The organism is Streptomyces sp. NPDC031445 (assembly GCF_055581365.1).
Genome location: NZ_JBVIJO010000005.1, coordinates 178,247 through 198,353, shown reverse-complemented (window position 1 = coordinate 198,353; position 20,107 = coordinate 178,247). Strand labels below are relative to the sequence as shown.

Annotated in this window: 17 protein-coding genes; 6 read left to right on the top strand and 11 right to left on the bottom strand. The window is 72.2% G+C overall.

The genetic code is table 11. The annotated features are described in order from the left end of the window. Positions 1 to 183 precede the first annotated feature (183 nt). Entirely contained in the window at positions 184 to 2,322 is a 2,139-nt protein-coding gene (locus ACZ5DC_RS16015) for a PTS fructose transporter subunit IIABC (protein ID WP_468653115.1), read from the top strand. A gap of 142 nt (positions 2,323 to 2,464) precedes the next feature. Next, entirely contained in the window at positions 2,465 to 2,713 is a 249-nt protein-coding gene (locus tag ACZ5DC_RS16010; protein ID WP_468653113.1) for a hypothetical protein, read from the top strand. Positions 2,714 to 2,716: 3 nt separating this feature from the next. Here ACZ5DC_RS16010 and ACZ5DC_RS16005 read toward each other — a convergent pair whose 3' ends face one another. From ACZ5DC_RS16005 to ACZ5DC_RS15990, 4 genes are all read right to left on the bottom strand, one after another. After that, a complete protein-coding gene (locus ACZ5DC_RS16005) occupies positions 2,717 to 3,463 on the bottom strand; it encodes a DUF6227 family protein (RefSeq protein WP_468653111.1) in 747 nt (248 codons plus the stop codon). Between the two features lie 157 nt (positions 3,464 to 3,620). Then, complete coding sequence (locus ACZ5DC_RS16000; protein WP_468653109.1) at positions 3,621 to 4,841, bottom strand: L,D-transpeptidase; 1,221 nt, start codon at positions 4,839 to 4,841, stop codon at positions 3,621 to 3,623. A 150-nt stretch (positions 4,842 to 4,991) separates the two neighbouring features. Further along, entirely contained in the window at positions 4,992 to 6,017 is a 1,026-nt protein-coding gene (locus ACZ5DC_RS15995; protein ID WP_468653107.1) for a P1 family peptidase, read from the bottom strand. Positions 6,018 to 6,057: 40 nt separating this feature from the next. Continuing rightward, positions 6,058 to 7,296, bottom strand: a complete 1,239-nt coding sequence (locus tag ACZ5DC_RS15990) for a low temperature requirement protein A (protein ID WP_468653105.1) — start codon at positions 7,294 to 7,296, stop codon at positions 6,058 to 6,060. A gap of 123 nt (positions 7,297 to 7,419) precedes the next feature. Here ACZ5DC_RS15990 and ACZ5DC_RS15985 point away from each other — a divergent pair, with 123 nt between their 5' ends. Then, the gene (locus ACZ5DC_RS15985) at positions 7,420 to 7,611 is read left to right on the top strand and encodes a hypothetical protein (RefSeq protein ID WP_468653103.1); all 192 of its coding nucleotides are present in this window, start codon (positions 7,420 to 7,422) and stop codon (positions 7,609 to 7,611) included. Positions 7,612 to 7,634: 23 nt separating this feature from the next. Here ACZ5DC_RS15985 and mscL read toward each other — a convergent pair whose 3' ends face one another. From mscL to ACZ5DC_RS15955, 6 genes are all read right to left on the bottom strand, one after another. Next, positions 7,635 to 8,111 carry a large conductance mechanosensitive channel protein MscL gene (gene mscL / locus ACZ5DC_RS15980; protein ID WP_468653101.1) on the bottom strand — a complete coding sequence of 159 codons (477 nt, stop codon included), beginning with the start codon at positions 8,109 to 8,111 and terminating at the stop codon, positions 7,635 to 7,637. A 147-nt stretch (positions 8,112 to 8,258) separates the two neighbouring features. After that, complete coding sequence (locus ACZ5DC_RS15975) at positions 8,259 to 8,750, bottom strand: hypothetical protein (RefSeq protein WP_468653099.1); 492 nt, start codon at positions 8,748 to 8,750, stop codon at positions 8,259 to 8,261. An 808-nt stretch (positions 8,751 to 9,558) separates the two neighbouring features. After that, the gene (locus ACZ5DC_RS15970; protein WP_468653097.1) at positions 9,559 to 10,392 is read right to left on the bottom strand and encodes an S-methyl-5'-thioadenosine phosphorylase; all 834 of its coding nucleotides are present in this window, start codon (positions 10,390 to 10,392) and stop codon (positions 9,559 to 9,561) included. Positions 10,393 to 10,491: 99 nt separating this feature from the next. After that, a complete protein-coding gene (locus ACZ5DC_RS15965; RefSeq protein ID WP_468653095.1) occupies positions 10,492 to 10,806 on the bottom strand; it encodes an FmdB family zinc ribbon protein in 315 nt (104 codons plus the stop codon). A gap of 67 nt (positions 10,807 to 10,873) precedes the next feature. Then, complete coding sequence (locus ACZ5DC_RS15960; RefSeq protein ID WP_468653093.1) at positions 10,874 to 12,169, bottom strand: MFS transporter; 1,296 nt, start codon at positions 12,167 to 12,169, stop codon at positions 10,874 to 10,876. Positions 12,170 to 12,413: 244 nt separating this feature from the next. Next, positions 12,414 to 13,943: a potassium/proton antiporter gene (locus ACZ5DC_RS15955; protein ID WP_468653091.1), complete on the bottom strand. Its 1,530-nt coding sequence runs from the start codon at positions 13,941 to 13,943 to the stop codon at positions 12,414 to 12,416. Positions 13,944 to 14,138: 195 nt separating this feature from the next. Here ACZ5DC_RS15955 and ACZ5DC_RS15950 point away from each other — a divergent pair, with 195 nt between their 5' ends. Further along, positions 14,139 to 17,057 (top strand): penicillin acylase family protein, encoded by a 2,919-nt coding sequence (locus tag ACZ5DC_RS15950; RefSeq protein ID WP_468653089.1) that lies wholly within the window; start codon positions 14,139 to 14,141, stop codon positions 17,055 to 17,057. A gap of 67 nt (positions 17,058 to 17,124) precedes the next feature. Here ACZ5DC_RS15950 and ACZ5DC_RS15945 read toward each other — a convergent pair whose 3' ends face one another. Next, a complete protein-coding gene (locus ACZ5DC_RS15945) occupies positions 17,125 to 17,745 on the bottom strand; it encodes a 5-formyltetrahydrofolate cyclo-ligase (protein ID WP_468653087.1) in 621 nt (206 codons plus the stop codon). 95 nt (positions 17,746 to 17,840) lie between these two features. Between ACZ5DC_RS15945 and galU the strand changes: the two genes are divergently transcribed. Together galU and glp are read left to right on the top strand one after the other, a co-directional pair. Then, positions 17,841 to 18,752: a UTP--glucose-1-phosphate uridylyltransferase GalU gene (gene galU / locus ACZ5DC_RS15940; protein ID WP_366749754.1), complete on the top strand. Its 912-nt coding sequence runs from the start codon at positions 17,841 to 17,843 to the stop codon at positions 18,750 to 18,752. Continuing rightward, positions 18,749 to 20,071 carry a molybdotransferase-like divisome protein Glp gene (gene glp, locus ACZ5DC_RS15935; RefSeq protein WP_468653084.1) on the top strand — a complete coding sequence of 441 codons (1,323 nt, stop codon included), beginning with the start codon at positions 18,749 to 18,751 and terminating at the stop codon, positions 20,069 to 20,071. Before galU ends, glp begins: the two co-directional genes overlap by 4 nt. Positions 20,072 to 20,107: the final 36 nt, after the last annotated feature.

Below are 20,107 nucleotides of genomic sequence, written 5' to 3'. Positions count from 1 at the left end.
GGCCCCGTACCGCAGCACCGCTCCCCACCCGCCGCCCCCCGCACCCGGTACGACCGCCCCGCCCCGCTCACCCCACCGCGGTGTCGCGTCGGTCCCCGTCCGCCCCACCGCCCCCCACAAGACCCCCGTCCCCACCTCCGCCCACCCCTCCCCCCGGGCGATACGCGAGCAGAGGAGCCCGCGATGAGCGACATGATCACCGCGGACCTGGTCGATCTCGACCTGTCCGCCGACACCAAGGAAGCGGCGGCCCGTGCCCTCGCCGAGCGCATGGTGAGCCAGGGCCGGGTGACCGACCTGAAGGGCTTCCTCGCCGACGTGGCCGCCCGGGAGGCCCAGATGCCCACCGGCCTGGACGGCGGTATCGGCATCCCGCACTGCCGTAGCGCCCATGTCACCGAACCGACCCTCGCGTTCGGCCGCAGCGCCGCCGGCATCGACTTCGGCGCGGCGGACGGCCCGGCCGACCTGATCTTCCTGATCGCGGCGCCCGCCGGTGCCGACGACGCCCACCTGACGATCCTCTCCTCCCTCGCCCGCCAGCTGATGAACGCCGAGTTCACCTCCGCGCTGCGGGCGGTGGGCGACCCGGAGACGGCGGCGGCGCTGATCCGGGGCGACGAGGCACCCTCGGCCCAGAGCGCCGAGAAGGCACCCGAAGACACCGCTGCGGCCCCGGTGGCGGCCTCCACCGGCGCCGCAGCGGGCAGGACGGCGCCCACGCCGGACGCGGGCACCGGGGGCGCGAGCCCGGCCGGCACCCCCGCCGCGGACACCGCACCACCCGCCGCGGAGCCCGCCGGCTCCGGTGAACGTCCCTTCCGTGTCGTCGCCGTCACCTCCTGTCCGACCGGCATCGCCCACACCTACATGGCGGCCGAGTCCCTGGAGAACGCCGGCCGCGAGGCGGGCTTCGAGGTGGTCGTCGAGACGCAGGGCTCGGCCGGTTTCGACCGGCTGGACCCGGCGGTGATCGCGGCGGCGGACGGCGTGGTCTTCGCGCACGACGTCCCGGTGCGCGACAAGGACCGCTTCGCGGGCAAGCCCACCGTGGACGTCGGAGTGAAGGCGGGCATCAACCGCCCCGCCGAACTCCTCGCGGAGGTCCGCGAGAAGGCGGCGCGCGGTGAGGTGAGCGCTCCCGCGCACGCCGGGTCCGGTACGCCGGTCGAGCGCGCGGGCGACTCCACCGAGGGCTACGGCACCAAGCTCCGCAAGTGGCTGATGTCCGGCGTCAGCTACATGGTCCCGTTCGTCGCCGCGGGCGGTCTCCTCATCGCCCTGGGCTTCGCGATCGGCGGCTGGCAGGTCAACAAGGCCCCCTCGGTCATGGACCACTTCGTGTGGACGCAGACCGGCAGCTGGGGCGCGCTGCTGTTCCAGATCGGCGGCGTGGCCTTCAACTTCCTCGTCCCGGTGCTGGCCGGATACATCGCCTACGGCATGGCCGACCGGCCGGGTCTCCTGCCCGGCTTCGTCGGCGGCGCCATCGCCTTCGACATCAACGCCGGCTTCCTCGGCGGTCTGGCGGCCGGTCTGATCGCCGGTGGCGTGGTGATGGCGATCCAGAAGGTGAGGATCCCGGCGGCGATGCGCGGCATCATGCCGGTGGTGGTGATCCCGCTGATCTCCTCGGCGATCGTCGGGTTCCTGATGTTCGTCGTGATCGGCAAGCCCATCGCCTCCGCGCAGAAGGGCCTGACCGACTGGCTGGGCGGCCTCACCGGCACCAACGCCGTCCTGCTGGGCGCCCTGCTCGGCCTGATGATGTGCTTCGACCTCGGCGGCCCGGTCAACAAGGTCGCCTACACCTTCGCCACCGCCGGCATCGCCGTGGCCAACCCCAGCGACTCCGCCATGGAGATCATGGCCGCGGTGATGGCGGCCGGTATGGTCCCGCCGCTGGCGATGGCCCTGGCGACCACCGTGCGCGGCAGGCTGTTCACGCAGACCGAGCGGGAGAACGGCAAGGCCGCCTGGGTGCTGGGCGCGTCCTTCATCTCCGAGGGCGCGATCCCGTTCGCCGCGGGCGACCCGCTGCGGGTCATCCCGTCCTCGATGGTGGGCGGCGCGCTCACCGGCGCCCTGTCGATGGCCTTCGGCGCCACCCTGCGCGCCCCGCACGGCGGCATCTTCGTGGTCCCGCTGATCGGCAACCCGTTCCTGTACCTGCTGGCCATCGCGGCCGGCGTCTGCGTCACCACGGCCCTGGTGGTCCTCCTGAAGGGGCTGCGCAAGCCGGCCCCCGGGGCCACGGCCACCGATCCCGCCGCGCCGGCGGCCACCGCGCCGAAGGAGACCAAACAGCCCATAGCGGCCTGAGCGCCGCACCGCCGTCCACGGCGCCGCGCGGCACCCCTCCTGCCTCCTTGTCCCTTTGGTTCGCTGTGAGTTGTTCACGGCACCTGCGAGATACGTCACGGTCCGGGACCAAAGTCCCGGACCGTGGTGTGTACTGGGAGGCATGCCTGAGCACGCAACGACCCTCCAGTTGATCGGCGTGGCCGTCCTCGGCGCGGCGGCCGTCGTCTGGGCCGTCGTTCTGCTGCGTCTGCTGCGCCGTGCCGGCCGCCGGACCGTCCGGCGCTCCACCGCGCCGCTCCCGGCCCTGCCGAGTCAGACGCGGGTCGGCCCCTCCCGGGAGTCCGTCGAGCTGACCCCCGCCGAACAGGACGCGTTCGCGGGCCTGGTACGGCACCTCGCCAACGGCTGACCCTCAGCCCTGCCGCGCCGCGCGCCGCTCCATCGCGTCCCGGGCCGCGTCCTCCGACAGGTAGACCTCGCACATGTGCCGTCCGTCGGGCGTCGCCGTGTGCTCCACCTCCCACAGGGAGATCTCGGTCCCGTCCGGCAGCAGGAAGGCGTGCTCGTACAGCGCGTAGCTCAGCCCGGTGCGTCCGGCCCGCCCCGGCCGGCCGAACGCCTGGGTGATCTCGTGCGCGGTCGCCGTCGCCAGCAGTGCCGCCGTCCGCTCGCCGGGCCGGTCGGGGTTCTCCGCGCGGCGCAGCAGCCGGCGCGCGTGGTCGGCGGAGTCGTCGGAGGCGAACATGTGCCGGGGCTCGGGCACGGGCCACAGCCGCATCAGCGCGGGCAGCTCGAAGTCCCGTGTGTCCGGGGGCAGACCGAGCCGCGCCGTGGCGGTCTGCACCTCCTCCTCGTCTACGTACACCTCGTGCTCCGGCGCGCTGCCCGGCGTCGGGTTGTGCACCAGCTCCCACAGCGTGACCGCCGAGCCGTCGGCGAGCAGCCAGGTGTGCCGGTACGTCTCCCGGTGCAGCCCCGCGCTGTGGTACGCGGAGTGCAGCGAACTGTCGTGCGCCAGCGCGCAGTCGAGCTGCCTTATCACCTCGTCGGGCAGCTCGAAGGAGTTCAGGGCACGGCCGAGGAGCCGCGCGAGATGCTCCTCAGGAGACTCGGGCGACTCGGCTGGTTCGTACGCTGCCGTCTCGTACGGAACGCTCAAGGCTTCTCCCGGCGTTGCTGCATGTCACCTTGTGGGTGCATACCGTAGCTCCTCGGTCGGACATCGTGTCCGGGAACCGAGAAAACGTACGCCTGGAAAACGCGCGGGCCGCGCGAAAAGTTCCCGCGCGGCCCGCCGTCCTGTCAAAACCCGCCGCTCAGACGGCACTTCCCGCGGTCCAGGCGTTCCACGCCATGTTCCAGCCGTTGAGGCCGTTGTCCGGGGCGACCGTCGTGTCGGGGGAGTTCTTCACGATCACCAGGTCGCCGACGAGCGAGTTGTCGTAGAACCACTTGGCCGGCGTGGCGCCCTGCGCCCCCTGCACGTCCGCGAGGCCGACGCAGCCGTGGCTGGTGCCCTCCCGCCCGAACGGCGGGTTGCCCTTGCTGTACCAGAAGTTTCCGTGGATGAACGTCCCGGACGACGTCAGCCGCATCGCGTGCGGCACGTCCGGTATGTCGTACTCCCCGCCGAAGCCGACCGTCGAGCCGTTCATCCGGGTCTGCACGAACTTCTCGGAGATCACCATCTGCCCGTTGTACGTGGTGTGCTGCGGGCTGCCCGCCGAGATCGGCACCGTCTTGACGGTCCGGCCGTCCCGCACGACCGTCATGGTCTGCGTGCGGACGTCGACCGTGGAGACCTGCGACCGGCCGACGGTGAAGGAGACGGTCTTCTTCTGCACCCCGTAGACGCCCTGGGCGCCCTGGACCCCGTCCAGGTCGATGTCCATCGTGACCTTGGAGCCGGCCTTCCAGTACTCCTGCGGCCGGAAGTCGAGCCGCCGGTCACCGAACCAGTGCCCGACCACCTGCTGGCCGCTGGTGGTGTTGACCGTGATGTGCGACTGCACGGCCTTCTTGTCGGTGATCGACTTGTCGAAGGTGAACGACACCGGCATGCCCACCCCGACCGTCGTGCCGTCGTCGGGCGTGTAGGTGCCGATGAAGCTGTTCGCCGAGGAGACGGTGGTGAAGACGGAGTTGGCCGCCGCCGTGCGCCCCCCGGCGTCCTTCGCGGTCGCGGATATCTGGTACTTCGTCCCGCGCTCCAGCCGCTCCTTGGGCTTCCAGCTGCGGCCGTCGTCCGATATCGCCCCCGGCACGGTCTGCCCCGACCCCGCCACGGTCATCTTCACGTCGGTCAGCTTGCCGTCGCTGACCTTCACCCCGGTCGCGTTGATGGACGCCCCCGTCGAACCGTCCTTGGCCGAGATCGCTATCTTCGCCGTCGACGTCTTCGGGGAGTCCTTGCCCCCCTTGCCGTCGCCGTTGTCCGCCTTGGCGTTGCCGCCGCAGGCGGTCAGGGTGAGGGCGCCGACCATCAGGGCGGCACAGGCCCCGAGTACGCGCCGCGCTGCAATGTCCGGCGTTGTCACGGGCTGCTCCCAGTTCGTGTGATGTGCGTGATCCGTTCCAGTGCGTGGAGAAAGAGGGCGCCGACGCCGGGGAAGGTTCCCTTCCGCTCCCTTCGAACGCCATCACGTGACAGAACCGCGACAATCCACCCCGCCCCCGGGGCCGTACCGTTACCCGGCGCCGTACAACTCCCCGTACGACGGCCACACTCCACCCGGCCCGTCGACCGACTCGGCGGCGCGCACGGCCCGGACGATGGCGCGCGTCACCACGTCCGCGCCGGCGGCGAGGAGGTCGTTGAGCGCCAGGGGGTGCGTGTCCAGCGCGTGCGTGCCGGTCGCCAGCGCGAACACCGTGTCCCCGTCGTGCAGAAGGTGCACCGGCCGTACGGCCCGCGCGATCCCGTCGTGCGCCGTGCCCGCCAGCTTCTGCGCCTGCGCCTTGCAGAGGTCCGCGTCCGTCGCGACCACCGCCAGCGTCGTGTTGAGCGGTGCCGGGCCGTTCCCGGCGGCGGCCTCGTCCAGGCGCCGGCACGCGGCCTCGTGCACCCGCTCCGCGGGATACTCCACCCGTCCCTCGAACAACTCCCCGTACAGCACCCCCGTTTCCGGATCCAGCACCGACCCCGCGGCGTTCAGCACCACCAGCGCCCCCACCGTGATCCCCGAGTCGAGCACCGTGCTCGCGGTGCCCACGCCACCCTTGAACCGTCCGGCGACGGCGCCCGTGCCCGCGCCGACGCACCCCTGCGCCACCCGGGCCCCCGGCACACCGGCCGCCGCGGCCTCCACCGCCGCGCGTCCCGTCCCCGCGTCCGGACGGGCCCGGAAGTCCCCGCCGCGCCCCAGGTCGAAGAGGCACGCGGCGGGCACCACCGGCACGACATGCGCCGGATCCGGTCCCACCCGCACGCCCCGCTCCCGCTCCTCCAGCCAGGCCATCACCCCGGAGGCCGCGTCGAGCCCGTAGGCGCTGCCTCCGGTCAGCACGACGGCGTCGATCTTCCGCACCACGGTGCGCGGGTCGAGCGCGTCGGTCTCCTTGGTGCCGGGGCCGCCGCCGCGCACGTCCACGGCCGCGACCGCGCCGCCCACGGGAGCGAGGACGACCGTCGTGCCGGTGAGCCACCCGTCGCCGGTCAGGGTGGCGTGCCCCACGCGCATCCCGGCGACGTCCGTCAAAGCGTCAGCTGTCATGAACGTCAGTCTGGCCCAGTGCGGCGCACCGCCCGGAAGGTCAGCCGGTCGCGGCGGTGGCGCGCGCCGCGCCCTCCCGGCCGGCCGCGCGCGCTGCCAGGACCACCCCGGCCGCCACCGAGGCCGCGGACACCAGCCCCGCCGCGAGCACCGCCCACTCGCCCAGGAAGGTGCAGCAGATCACCAGCAGAGCCGTGACCGGCAGCACCAGCTGCTGGGCGAGGCCCGCCTTGAAGTGCCGGGCGTGCAGCGCCCACACGGTCAGCAGGTACAGCGCCGTCGGCAGGGTGACGGCGGCCGAGGCGGACAGGACGGAGATGTGCGCCTTGCCGACCGCCTGTTCCACGGCGACCTCCAGGCCCGCGCCGATCGCCGCCGCCGAGGCGAAGACCAGGTAGTGGCCGTAGCCCCAGACGAACGCCCGCCGGCTGGAGCGCAGATGGCCGTGGATCGGCACCACGAAGTAGATCCACCACGCGGAGAAGACGACCAGCAGTCCGCCCGCCGCGATGGGCAGCAGCTCGCCCAGGGCGCTGTGCTCGTCCGCCGCCGACTTCACCGCCACCGTGGCCGCGGCGATCGTCTCGCCGAGCACGATGATCGTGAACAGGCCGTACCGCTCGGCGATGTGGTGCGGATGCCAGGGGGTGTTGTGTGCCCTCTCGGCGTACAGCGGCACGCACAGTTCCGCGACCACCATCACCAGGAACACCCAGGGCCGGGCCGGTTCCGGCAGCACCACCAGACCGAGCCAGCCGACCTGGCACAGCAGCACGCCGCACGCGTACCGGAGCGCCGTGGTCCGTTCCGCGCCCGGGGCCGATCTCGCGGCTCTCAGCCACTGCCAGACGATTCCCAGCCGCATGATCACGTAACCGAGCCAGACCAGGAGGAAGTCGTGCTGTGCGGACGCCCGGGAGATACCGGCGGCCAGCACCAGGACGCCGGCGATCTGCACCAGGGTGACCACCCGGTAGAGGGCGTCGTCGTTGTCGTACGCCGAGGCGAACCAGCTGAAGTTCATCCACGCCCACCAGATGGCGAAGAACAGCATCGCGTAATTGAGGATCCCCTCGCCCGCGTGGCCCGCCGCCACGGCGTGCACCAACTGCACGCCCGCCTGCGCGACCGCCACGACGAAGCACAGATCGAAGAAGAGCTCCAGCGAGGAGGCGACGCGGTGCGACTCGCCGCGTTCGCGGGCGGTGAGCCGCCGCAGGGGGCCGGAGGGCTTCGGCGCCCCCGAGGGGGCGGGCGTGGCAGGGGAACTCGACGTCATGGTTCCCAGCACAGCAGAAAACCGGCGTGAAATCTTGTGAAGGCTTTCACAAGTGCGGGAGGGGGCCCCGGTCCGGCGGAAACCCCAGGCCGGTGGCCCCGGCCGGCGCCGTACCCTTGAGGCATGAGCACCGCCCGCGACCCCGAGCCGCGTGAACCCGAGCCGCGCGACCCGAAGCCCGCGCTGGTCTTCGACGACCCGCTGGACCAGCAGTCCTCGGACGACACCGACCGCGGGTGGGGCGAGCGCCCGGGCGGCGACAGCGCCGCCGACCTGAGGCGCTTCCTGGACGAGAAGCCGCCCCACCACCTCTGAGCGGTCCGCGGGCGGCGGCGCCGCTACCGCTCGCCGTCCCCGGCCCCGCGCTGTGCGAGCAGCGCGTCGCGGATCTCCTTGAGCACCTCCAGCTCGGTCACCTCGACCACTTCCTTCGTGCCCTCCCGGGCCGCCTTCCGGGCCGCCTGCCGGGCCAGGTACTTCGACATCGGCAGGACCATCAGGAAGTACACCACCGCCGCGGTGATCACGAAGCTGAGCGTGGCCCCGAGGACGGAGCCCCACATGATCGGCACGCCACTCGTGACCGTGCCGTCCGCGCTCACCCGGCACGGGTCCTTCAGGCAGGAGCTGTAGTTGTCGAGGCTCTGCGTGCCGATCGCCCCGACCACCGGGTTGATGATCCCCTTCACGATCGAGTTGACGATGTTCGTGAAGGCCGCGCCGATGACCACCGCGACCGCCAGATCGACGACGTTGCCGCGCATCAGGAAGGCCTTGAAGCCCTGCCAGACGCTCGGTTCCTTCTTCGCGCTCACCTAGGGGACTCTCCTCGCGTGCACCGGGTGTGGAACGAAACGCTCCGCAACCTACGGCACGGGGCGGTCGTCGTGTCCACTCCCGTAACCGGAGCGAGACCCTCGCCGCCAGGCCGGCCACGGTACGGAGGAGGCGTACGAGCCGGTTCAGCACAGCGTCACCGCCAGGCGCGCGGTGGCGCTCGCGCCGACCAGCCGGGCTGCCGTGGGCCGCGGCACCGACAGCACGACCAGCGCACCGCTCTCGGCCGCGCCGGGCGGCGGTTCCGGCACCTCCGTCACCCGTGCACCGCGCGCCAGCACCCGGACGCCGGCCCCGGCCGACGCGTCCTCCGCGGCGATCACGTCGACACGGTCGCCAGAGTGCAGCAGGCGCACCGTGGCGGCGTCGGCGATCCGGACCGGCGCCGTCACCAGCTCGACCGGCGGGCGGGGCCGTGCGGGCTCCGCCACCGGGCGGCCGTGGACCCGCTCGGCGCGGCGCGGCTGCGTCCCGGCGCCCTCGGTCCGGGGCCCCGCGGCCACGAGCGCCACCGCCGTCACCGCGAGCCCGGCCGCGACGGCGTGCCCGCGATGCCGTAGCAGCCGTTGCAGCCGGTACCGCCCGCCGCGCACCCGCACCGGATCGAACGGGGGCACCGCACGGGTCGGCGGGGCCTCGGTGCCCAGCGGCCGCGGACGCGGAGGCAGTGACAGGGGCGCTGGGGGCGGCAGGGGCGGTGGCGGTGGTTGGGGCGGGAACGAGAAGCCGGTGGGAGAGGGAAAGGGCGGGGGCGCGGGTGTGGGCGGGAGGGGGCGCGGGAGCGAGGGCATGGGGTCACCGCCTGCGACGAGGAGTTCGGCTTGCCCTGCCACGATGACGCCTCGCGCCGGATCACGCCGGGGCCCGTGGACCACGGGCGGATTGTGGATAACTCGCCCACCCGAACGGGGAATTCCGCCTGGCCACCGACCCGCACGCAGCGCCGAGCGCACTGAGCCTCGCCGAGCGCCCGAACCGCGCTCAGCGCCCGAGCGGGCTGAGTCACCGAGCCGCGCTCAGCGCCCGAGCGGACTGAGCTACCGAGTCGCACTCAGCGCCCGAGTCGTACGCAGCGCCCAGCGCACTGAGCCTCGCCCAGCGCACTGAGCCTCGCCCAGCGCCCGAGCCGCACGCAGCGCCCGAGCGGGCTGAGTCACCGAGCCGCGCTCAGCGCGCAAGCGCACTCAGCCGCCGAGTCGCACTCAGCGCCCGAGCGCACTCAGCCACCCAGCCGAGCTCAGCGCCCGAGCGGACTGAGCTACCGAGTCGCACTCAGCCGCACTCAGCACCCGAGCCGCACTCAGCACCCGAGCCGCACGCAGCGCCCGAGCCGCACGCAGCGCCCGAGCCGCACTCAGCACCCGAGCCGCACTCAGCGCCCGAGCCGAGCTCCGCCCGGCCCCCAGCCCGCCCCGACCTTCCGACCTACGGCAACACGAACCCCGGGTCCATCCCGCCCAGCGCGTTCACGCACAGGCAGTCCCGCTGCCCTGTCTCCGGCAGGGCCGCCACCGCGTCGAAGAGCACGCCGCGCAGTCGGTCCACGTTGGCCGCGAACACGCGCAGCACCTCCTCGTGCGAGACGCCCTCACCGGTCTCGGCGCCCGCGTCGAGGTCGGTGACCAGGGTCAGCGAGGTGTAGCACAGCTCCATCTCCCGGGCGAGCGCCGCCTCGGGGTGGCCTGTCATGCCCACCACCGACCAGCCCTGGGCCTGGTGCCACAGCGATTCGGCGCGCGTCGAGAAGCGCGGGCCCTCGACCACGACCAGCGTGCCGCCGTCCACCGGCTCCCAGTCCCGGCCGCGGGCGGCCTTCAGCGCTGCGGCCCGCCCGGTGGGGCAGTACGGGTCGGCCATGGACACGTGCACGACGTTCGGCACGGTGCCGTCGGGCAGCGGCAGCCCGTCGAAGTACGTCTGTGCCCGGGTCTTCGTACGGTCCACGAACTGGTCGGGCACGAGCAGGGTGCCCGGCCCGTACTCGGGGCGCAGGCCGCCCACCGCGCACGGTCCGAGCACCTGCCGTACGCCGACCGAGCGCAGGGCCCACAGGTTGGCGCGGTAGTTGATGCGGTGCGGGGGCAGATGGTGGCCGCGGCCGTGCCGGGGCAGGAAGGCGACCTTCCGGCCGGCGACCTCGCCGAGGAAGAGCGAGTCGCTGGGCGACCCGTAGGGGGTGTCCACCTGGACCTCGGTGACGTCGTCAAGGAAGGAGTAGAAACCCGAACCGCCGATGACGCCGATCTCTGCTTTGGCCATGACCAGCACACTAGCGGGCCGCGCGGGCGCGGGGGAGCCGGTGCCGGGGAAGCCCGAAGACCCCGCCGTCGAGCGACGGCGGGGTCCGGACGAGAGGTGTCAGGCGGCGGAGCTGCTGGCGGAGCCGGAGCCCGAAGAGGACGCGGACGTCGAGGAGGACGCGGACGTCGAGGAGGACGTCTTCGCGTCGGACGACGAACCGGCCGGCTTCGACGCCGGGCTGCTGCTCGACGTGGAGCCGCGGGAGTCGTTGCGGTAGAAGCCCGAGCCCTTGAAGACGATGCCGACCGCGGAGAACACCTTCTTCAGGCGGCCGTTGCAGTTGGGGCACACGGTCAGGGCGTCGTCGGTGAACTTCTGCACCGCCTCGAGGCCCTCGCCGCACTCGGTGCACTGGTACTGGTAGGTCGGCACTGTCTTCCTCCTGGCACTCTCACTCAATGAGTGCTAACGACGGTCCATAGTGACGTATTCCCGGGGATCAGTCCACCGTGACCGGCACGCGGTGACCGACGCCACGCGCGACCGTGCGGTTCCCGTGCCGTGCGGCCAGCCGCGACCGCAGCGTCACCAGGGTCACCAGCGCGAGCACGGTGCCGCCCATCGGCACCAGGAACCCGGCGCCGTCCCACAGCCGGTCCTCCAGCTGTCCGGCGACCGTGACGGCGGCGGCCTGGCCGAGCGCGACGGCGCCGGTCAGCCAGGTGAACGCCTCGGTCCGGGCGCCGTCCGGGACCAGGCCGTCGACCAGCGTGTAGCCGGTGATCAGCGAGGGGGCGATGCACATGCCGACCAGCAGACCGAGCGCGGCGAGCACCGGCACCGAGTGCGCCGTCCACAGGGCGGACGCCGCCACCGCGAGCGCCGTGTAACCGAGCACCAGCCGCTTCTGCGGAGCCGTCTTCCAGGCGACCGCGCCGCAGACGATGCCGGACAGCATGTTCCCGGCGGCGAAGACGCCGTACAGCACCCCGTTCAGGCCGGGCTCGCCGATCGACTCGGTGAAGGCCGCGAGCGACACCTGCATGCCGCCGAAGACCGAGCCGATGCCGAGGAAGGTGACGACCAGCACGCGCACGCCCGGGACCCGCAGGGCGGAGGCGTGCCGCACGCGCGCGTGCCCGCTTCCCCGGGACACCGGCGGCTGCGTGCTCTTCCGCGCGGCGAACAGCAGGCCGCCGACGAGGGTCAGCGCGGCCTCCGCGACCAGGCCCGCGGCCGGTGTCACGGTCGTGCACAGCGCGGTCGCCAGCAGGGGGCCGACGACGAAGGTCAGCTCGTCCGTGACCGACTCGAACGCCGCCGCCGTGGTCATCAGGGGCGAGCCCTGGAGCCGCACGCCCCAGCGCGCCCGCACCATCGGGCCGACCTGCGGGACGGAGGCGCCGGTCGGGACGGCGGCCAGGAACAGCGCCCACAGGGGCGCGTGCGCCAGCGCGAGCGCGGTCAGGGACAGACCGGACAGCGTGTGCACCAGGACGCCGGGGATCAGCACGGCCCGCTGGCCGTAGCGGTCGGCGAGGCGGCCGCTGTACGGCGCGAACACCGCCATGGAGACGCCGGTGGCCGCGGCGGCGGCGCCCGCGGCGCCGTACGAGCCGGTGGTGTGCTGGACGAGCAGCACGATCGAGAGGGTGAGCATCGCGAACGGCTGGCGCGCGGCGAAACCGGGGAGCAGGAACGTCCAGGCGCCGCGGGTGCGCAGCAGCTGTCCGTATCCGGGGCGGGGCGACGCCGGCGGGTTCTCGGCCGGCCCGCTGGTGACCGTGGACTCCACGGCCCGTGCCTTTCTTCCGCCTGGTAGCGCGCCCGTGCGGGGGCGCCGAGAGCTGTCCTCTTGCGCGGAACTGCGGTAGATACCGGTGCCTCCGCGGAGGGTGTTCCGGCCGCCATACGGTCGCGCCAGCTCTGCATCAGGCAGAGTTGGTTCGATCAGGGTGCCTTCATACTACAGGGATCATGGGCTGTGCCCCTGTGAAAGCGAGCACGCCCGCGGGGGCCGCCTGTGATTGCCGCGGGTCTCACCCGCGGTCGCCGTCCGCGCCCAGCCAGCCCGCCAGCTTGCCGCCGTGGGCGACCGCGCGCAGCCGCCGTTCCGCCGCGTCGCGGACCGGGTCGGTGGCGACGACCAGCAGTTCGTCGCCGTGCCGCAGCACGGTCGAGGGCAGCGGCACGAACGACTTCCCCTCGCGCACGACGAGGGTGACGGCCGCGCCGGGCGGCAGCCGCAGCTCGCCGACCTCCACGCCGTGCATCCGGGAGCCCTCGGGGACGGTGACGGACAGCAGGTGTCCCCGGAGCCGTTCCAGGGGCGCCGACTCGATGCCGAGGTCGGCGGCCTCGCCCTTCTCCCCGAGCCGGAGTGTGCGGGCCAGCCAGGGCAGGGTCGGCCCCTGGATCAGGGTGTAGACGACGACCAGGACGAAGACGATGTTGAAGATGCGGCGGCTGCCGGCGACGCCGTTCACCATGGGGATGGTCGCCAGGATGATGGGCACGGCGCCGCGCAGCCCGGCCCACGACATCAGGATCCGCTCCGGCCGCGGCACCCGGAACGGCGCCAGGCTGAGCACCACGCTCAGCGGGCGGGCGACCATGGTCAGCACCAGCCCGATGACCAGCGCGGGCACGATGTCGTCGCCCAGATCGTGCGGGGTCACCAGCAGGCCGAGCACGACGAACATGCCGATCTGGGCGATCCAGCCGAGCCCCTCGGCGAAGCCGCGGGTGGCGGGCCAGTGCGGGAGCCTGGCGTTGCCGAGGATCATGGAGGCCAGGTAGACGGCGAGGAAGCCGCTGCCGTGCGCCAGCGCGCCGGCCGCGTACGCCGTGACGGCGATGGCCATCACGGCGATCGGGTAGAGACCGGAGGCGGGCAGCGCGACGTGCCTGAGACCCCAGGAGCCGAACCAGCCCACCGCGAGGCCCAGCGCCGCGCCGATGACCAGCTCCAGGACTATCTCGCCGAGCAGCAGGTACCAGTGCTCGACCGGGCCGGCCGTGCAGAAGGCGACGACCAGGATGACCACCGGGGCGTCGTTGAACCCGGACTCGGCCTCCAGCGTGCCCGTCACGCGCGCGGGGAGGGGGATTTTGCGCAGGACCGAGAAGACCGCCGCCGCGTCCGTCGACGACACCACCGCCCCGATGATGAACGCCTGCCGCCACTCCAGCCCGACCAGGTAGTGCGCGCCCGCCGCGGTGACGCCCACGCTGATCGCCACGCCGACGGTCGCCAGGACGGAGGCGGACGGCAGGACCGGCCGGACCTCCTTCCACTTCGTGCCCAGACCGCCCTCGGCGAGGATCACGACCAGGGCCGCGTATCCCATGACCTGGGTCGTCGCGGCGCTGTTGAACTGGATGTGCGCGATGCCGTCCTGGCCCATGAGGACGCCGATGCCCAGGTACACGAGCAGGCTGGGCAGGCCGCTGCGGGAGGAGACCCGGACGGCCGCGACGGCGACGAGCAGGACGACGGAGCAGACGAGCAGGAGCTGGTTGAGGTGGTGAACAGTCAGGGGGCGTTCCTCCTCCGAGATCGGGCCCACGGATCTTCGGTTACTTCGTTACCTTACCTAACTCTTGACGATTTCTTGACGTTCGCGAGGCAAGATCGAACGCTCGTACGCGCTCGTTCCCGACTCCGCGTCAAGCGGGACGGGGCCCTGCGCCTATGGTTGCTCCAGCGCTCATTCAAAGTCACAGCCCGACCTGCCGCTCGCGTTAGGACAGCAAGGACAGCGATGCCCCCCAACACCACCGCCACCACGGGTGACACCGCCGCAGCGGGTGCCACGTCCGTCAAGTCCGGCAGGAAGAAGGGGCGCAAAGCCCGACTCCTCGTGCTGGTGCTGGTCCTGGCCATCATCGGAGGCATCGCCTACGGGGCGTACTGGTCGATCAGCACCGTCCGCGCCTCCTTCCCGCAGACCACCGGTTCGGTCAAGCTCGACGGCCTGTCCGGGCCGGTCGACGTCAAACGGGACGGCTACGGCATTCCGCAGGTCTACGCGTCCTCGGACGAGGACCTGTTCATGGCGCAGGGCTACGTCCAGGCGCAGGACCGGTTCTACGAGATGGACGTGCGCCGGCACATGACCTCCGGGCGCCTGTCGGAGATGTTCGGCAAGAGCCAGGTCAAGAACGACGAGTTCCTGCGCACCCTCGGCTGGGACCGGATCGCGCGGCAGGAGTACGACACCAAGCTGTCGGCGTCCAGCAAGAAGTACCTCCAGGCCTACGCCAAGGGGGTCAACGCCTACCTCCAGGGCAAGGACGGCAAGGACATCTCCCTGGAGTACGCGGCCCTGGGCTTCGCCAACGACTACAAGCCGGCGAAGTGGACCCCGGTCGACTCCGTCTCCTGGCTGAAGGCGATGGCCTGGGACCTGCGCGGCAACATGCAGGACGAGATCGACCGCGCCCTGATGACCAGCCGCCTCGGCCCGCAGCAGATCCAGGACCTGTACCCGGCGTACCCGTACGGCCGCAACAAGCCGATCGTCCAGGAGGGCCAGTACGACGCGGTGACCCAGGCCTTCCAGCAGAGCGGCGCCACGAGCTCCGCCGGGGGCACGGGCACGACCGGTACGACCGGCACGACCGGGACCACGGGCACGACCGGTACGACCGGGACCACGGGCACGACCGGGACCACGGGCTCGACGGGTGCGACCGGCACGACGGGTACGACCGGTACGAGCGGCACCGCGGGCTCGACGGGTGCGACCGGGTCCTCCGCCTCGGCCGGGACGGGTTCGTCCCTCACGAGCCAGCTGGGCGGCCTCCACGGCGTCCTGGACGACCTGCCCACGGCCGTCGGCGTGAACGGCCAGGGCATCGGCTCCAACTCCTGGGTGGTCGCCGGGAAGTACACCATCACCGGCAAGCCGCTGCTCGCCAACGACCCGCACCTGTCGGCGTCCCTGCCGTCCGTCTGGTACCAGATGGGCCTGCACTGCCGCACCGTCTCCAGCAAGTGCCAGTACGACGTCACCGGCTACACGTTCGCGGGCATGCCCGGTGTGATCATCGGCCACAACGGCAAGATCGCCTGGGGCCTGACCAACTCCGGGGTCGACGTCACCGACCTCTACCTGGAGAAGGTCAGCGCCAACGGCTACCTGTACGACGGCAAGGTCCGGCCGTTCAAGACCCGCCAGGAGACCATCAAGGTCGCCGGGGGCTCGGCCAAGACGATCGTCGTGCGGCAGACCCAGGACGGGATGCCGCTGCTGTCCGACCGTGACGACGAACTCGTCCAGGTCGGCAAGAGGGCCACCGTGAACACCGCCGCGCCCGACCGCGGTGACGGCTACGGCATCGCCCTGCGGTGGACCGCGCTCGACCCGGGCACGACCATGGACGCCGTCTTCGCCCTGGACAGGGCCGGGGACTGGAGCGACTTCCGCGCCGCGGCGGCCCTGTTCGACGTGCCCTCGCAGAACCTGGTCTACGCCAGCACGGACAACCACATCGGCTACACGCTGCCCGGCAGGATCCCCGCCCGCACCGCCAAGGACTCCGGCGCCGTCCCGGTGCCCGGCTGGGACTCGAAGTACCGCTGGAACGGCTTCATCAAGCAGGACGAACTGCCCTACGAGTACGACCCGAAGCGCGGCTACATCGTCACCGCCAACCAGGCCGTGGTCGACCCGGACAGGTACCCGTACACCCTGACCACCGACTGGGGCTACGGCACCCGCAGCCAGCGCATCACCGACCTGATCGAGTCCAAGATCAAGGACGGCGGCAAGATCTCCACCGACGACATGCGGCAGATGCAGCTGGACAACAGCAGCGAGATCGCCAAGCTCCTGGTGCCCAAGCTGCTGAAGATCAACCTGAAGGACGCGGACGTCCGCCAGGCGCAGAAGCTGCTGGAGGGCTGGGACTACACCCAGGACGCCGACTCCGCGGCGGCCGCGTACTTCAACGCCGTCTGGCGCAACATCCTCAAGCTCGCCTTCGGCAACAAGCTCCCCAAGGAACTGCGCGTCAAGGGACAGTGCCTGTGGGTCGACAAGATCGACAGCACCGGCCCGGTGGACGACGACACCAAGGTGCGCGAGTGCGGCCAGCGCGACGCCGACCAGGCGCAGCCGGACGGCGGCGACCGCTGGTTCGAGGTCGTGCGCACCCTGATGGACAAGCCGGACAGCGACTGGTGGAAGACGCCCAGGTCGGGCACCCGCCCCGCCGCCGAGAACCGCGACCAGCTCTTCGCCCGCGCCATGATCGACGCCCGCTGGGAGCTGACCGCCAAGCTCGGCAAGGACATCGACACCTGGAGCTGGGGCCGTCTGCACCGGCTGTTCCTGAAGAACCAGACGCTCGGCACCGAGGGCCCCAAGGCCCTGCAGTACCTCCTCAACCGCGGCCCCTGGAAGCTCAGCGGCGGCGAGGCGACGGTGAACGCGACCGGCTGGAACGCCGCCGGCGGCTACAGCGTGGTCTGGGTGCCGTCCATGCGGATGGTCGTCAACCTCGCCGACCTCGACAAGTCCAAGTGGATCAACCTGACCGGCGCCTCCGGGCACGCCTTCAGCGCGCACTACACGGACCAGACGAGCAAGTGGGCCAAGGGCGAGCTGCTGCCCTGGTCGTTCTCCGGCGAGGCGGTGGGCAAGAGCACGAGCGACACCCTGGTCCTCAAGCCCTGACCAACGGCACAGTGCACGCAACGGCCCTCCACGCGCGCGTGGAGGGCCGTTCCCGTCCGGGGGAGGGTCAGGGCTGAGGGAAGCGGCGCACTCCCGACGGCGTCACCACCGCGTGCACCGGCTTGTCGTGCGCCTCCGCCGGGACGCGCGCGACGACCTCCGTGTCGTAGAGCAGCACCACGAGCCGGGGACGCGCGCCCGCGCGCTCCAGCCGGGCCAGCACCCGGTCGTACGACCCTCCGCCGCGCCCCAGGCGCATCCCGCGCCCGTCCACCGCGAGGCCGGGCAGCAGGACCACGTCCGCGTCCGCCACGGCGTCCGGGCCCAGACGCGGACCGGAGGGTTCGAAAAGAGCCATTCTGCCGCCGTGACGGACGCGGGTGAGGGAGTCCGGGCCGGCGTACTCGCCCCAGTCCAGGTCGTTGTCGGGCAGCAGCACGGGCAGCAGGACGCGCACGCCCCGCGCGCGCAGGGCGTCCATCAGGTCGAGCGTGCCGGGTTCGCCGCCCACCGATACGTACGCCGCCACCGTGCGGCCGCGCGCCAGCTCGGGCAGCTCCAGGGCGCGCTCCGCCAGCGCGCGGCCCGCCACGCGGACGTCATCCGCCGTCAACCTTTTCCTCACCCCGAGGAACTCTCGCCGAAACGCGCGCTTGTCAGGCTCGCCCTTACGTCCGTCGTGTTCCACTGGTCGTCCTCGCGCCCTTCTTAATGCAGGTCATATAAGGGTCAAGCAACCTGAGCCACAGATTCCCCACAAAGGCACCGGATATGGTTGCGGGCATGACTCAGTCCCACCCCAGGATCAGCAAGGCTGTCATTCCGGCGGCCGGCCTCGGCACCCGGTTCCTGCCGGCTACCAAAGCCACTCCCAAGGAGATGCTGCCGGTCGTAGACAAGCCGGCGATCCAGTACGTGGTCGAGGAGGCCGTGTCGGCGGGGCTCGACGACGTCCTGATGATCACCGGGCGCAACAAGCGTCCGCTCGAGGACCACTTCGACCGCAACTACGAGCTGGAATCGGCGCTGCAGAAGAAGGGCGACGCCGAACGGCTCGCCAAGGTGCAGGAGTCCAGCGACCTGGCCACCATGCACTACGTGCGCCAGGGCGACCCCAGGGGCCTCGGGCACGCCGTGCTGTGCGCCGCCCCGCACGTCGGCCACGAGCCCTTCGCCGTCCTCCTCGGTGACGACCTGATCGACCCCCGGGACCCGCTGCTCGCGCGCATGATCGAGATCCAGGAGCGGCACGGCGGCAGCGTCGTCGCCCTGATGGAGGTCGCGCCCGAGCAGATCCACCTCTACGGCTGCGCGGCCGTGGAGGCCACCGCCGACGGCGACGTGGTCAAGGTGACCGGACTGGTCGAGAAGCCGGACCCGGCGGACGCCCCGTCGAACTACGCGATCATCGGACGCTACGTCCTCGACCCGCACGTGTTCGGCATACTGCGCAAGACCGAGCCGGGCCGGGGCGGCGAGATCCAGCTCACCGACGCACTCCAGCAGCTCGCGCAGGACGAGAAGGTCGGCGGCCCGGTGCACGGCGTCGTCTTCCAGGGCCGCCGTTATGACACCGGGGACCGTGGCGACTACCTGCGTGCCATTGTCAGACTCGCGTGCGAACGTGAGGACCTGGGCCCGGACTTCCGGACCTGGCTCCGCAGTTACGTAGCCGAGGAGATGCAGCAATCTTGAGCAGCGCCGCGACCCGCCCCGCCGGCCCGGACGACCTGTGGTCGGTGGACGAGCACCTTGAGGACATCCTCTCGACCGTCCGCCCCCTCGAACCCATCGAGCTGCAACTGCTCGACGCCCAGGGCTGCGTCCTGGTCGACGACGTCACGGTGCCGGTGTCCCTGCCGCCGTTCGACAACAGCTCCATGGACGGGTACGCGGTGCGGGTCGCGGACGTGGCGGGCGCCGGGGAGGAGTTCCCGGCCGTCCTGGAGGTCGTCGGGGACGTCGCGGCCGGCGCGGCCGACCCGGTGCGGGTCGGCCCCGGACAGGCCGCGCGCATCATGACCGGCGCGCCGCTGCCGCCCGGCGCCGAGGCCGTCGTCCCCGTGGAGTGGACCGACGGCGGGCTCGGCGAGGGCCCGGTCAGCGGGATGCGGGCGCGCAGCTCGGCCCCCGAGGGCGCCGAGGGCCACGTGCACGTGTACCGCCCCGCCGAGGCACGCGCGCACGTGCGGGACAAGGGCAGCGACGTGAAGGCCGGGGACCTGGCCCTGGAGGCCGGGACGGTCCTCGGCCCGCCGCACATCGCGCTGCTCGCCGCGATCGGCCGCGGCACGGTGCGCGTGCGCCCGCGCCCGCGCGTGGTCGTGGTGTCCACCGGCAGCGAACTCGTCCAGCCCGGGGAGCGACTGGCCGGCGGGCAGATCTATGACTCCAACAGCTTCGCCCTCACCGCCGCCGCCCGGGACGCGGGCGCCATCGCCTACCGGGTGGGCGCCGTCGCCGACGACGCCGAGACCCTGCGCTCCACCATCGAGGACCAGCTCATCCGCGCCGACCTGCTGGTGACCACGGGCGGGGTGAGCGTCGGGGCGTACGACGTCGTCAAGGAGGCGCTGGCGTACGCCGCGGACGCGGACGAGGCGGGCGGCGGCGTGGAGTTCCGCAAGCTCGCCATGCAGCCCGGCAAGCCCCAGGGCTTCGGTTCCATCGGCCCCGACCACACCCCGCTGCTGGCACTGCCCGGCAACCCCGTGTCGTCGTACGTCTCCTTCGAGCTGTTCGTCCGGCCCGCCATCCGCGCGCTGATGGGTGTCACGGACCTCCACCGGCCCCGCGTGCGGGCCGTGCTCAAGGCCGACGGGGCGCTGCGCTCGCCCAAGGGCCGCCGCCAGTTCCTGCGCGGCACCTACGCCGGCGGCGAGGTGACCCCGGTGGGCGGTGCCGGTTCCCATCTGATCGCCGCGCTGGCGCGGGCGAACGCGCTGATCGTCGTGCCCGAGGACATGGAGTCCGTGGAGCCCGGCAGCGAGGTCGAGGTGGTCCTGCTCGGCTGAGCCCGGCTGGTTGGCGGTACCGTGTCGCGCACAGCA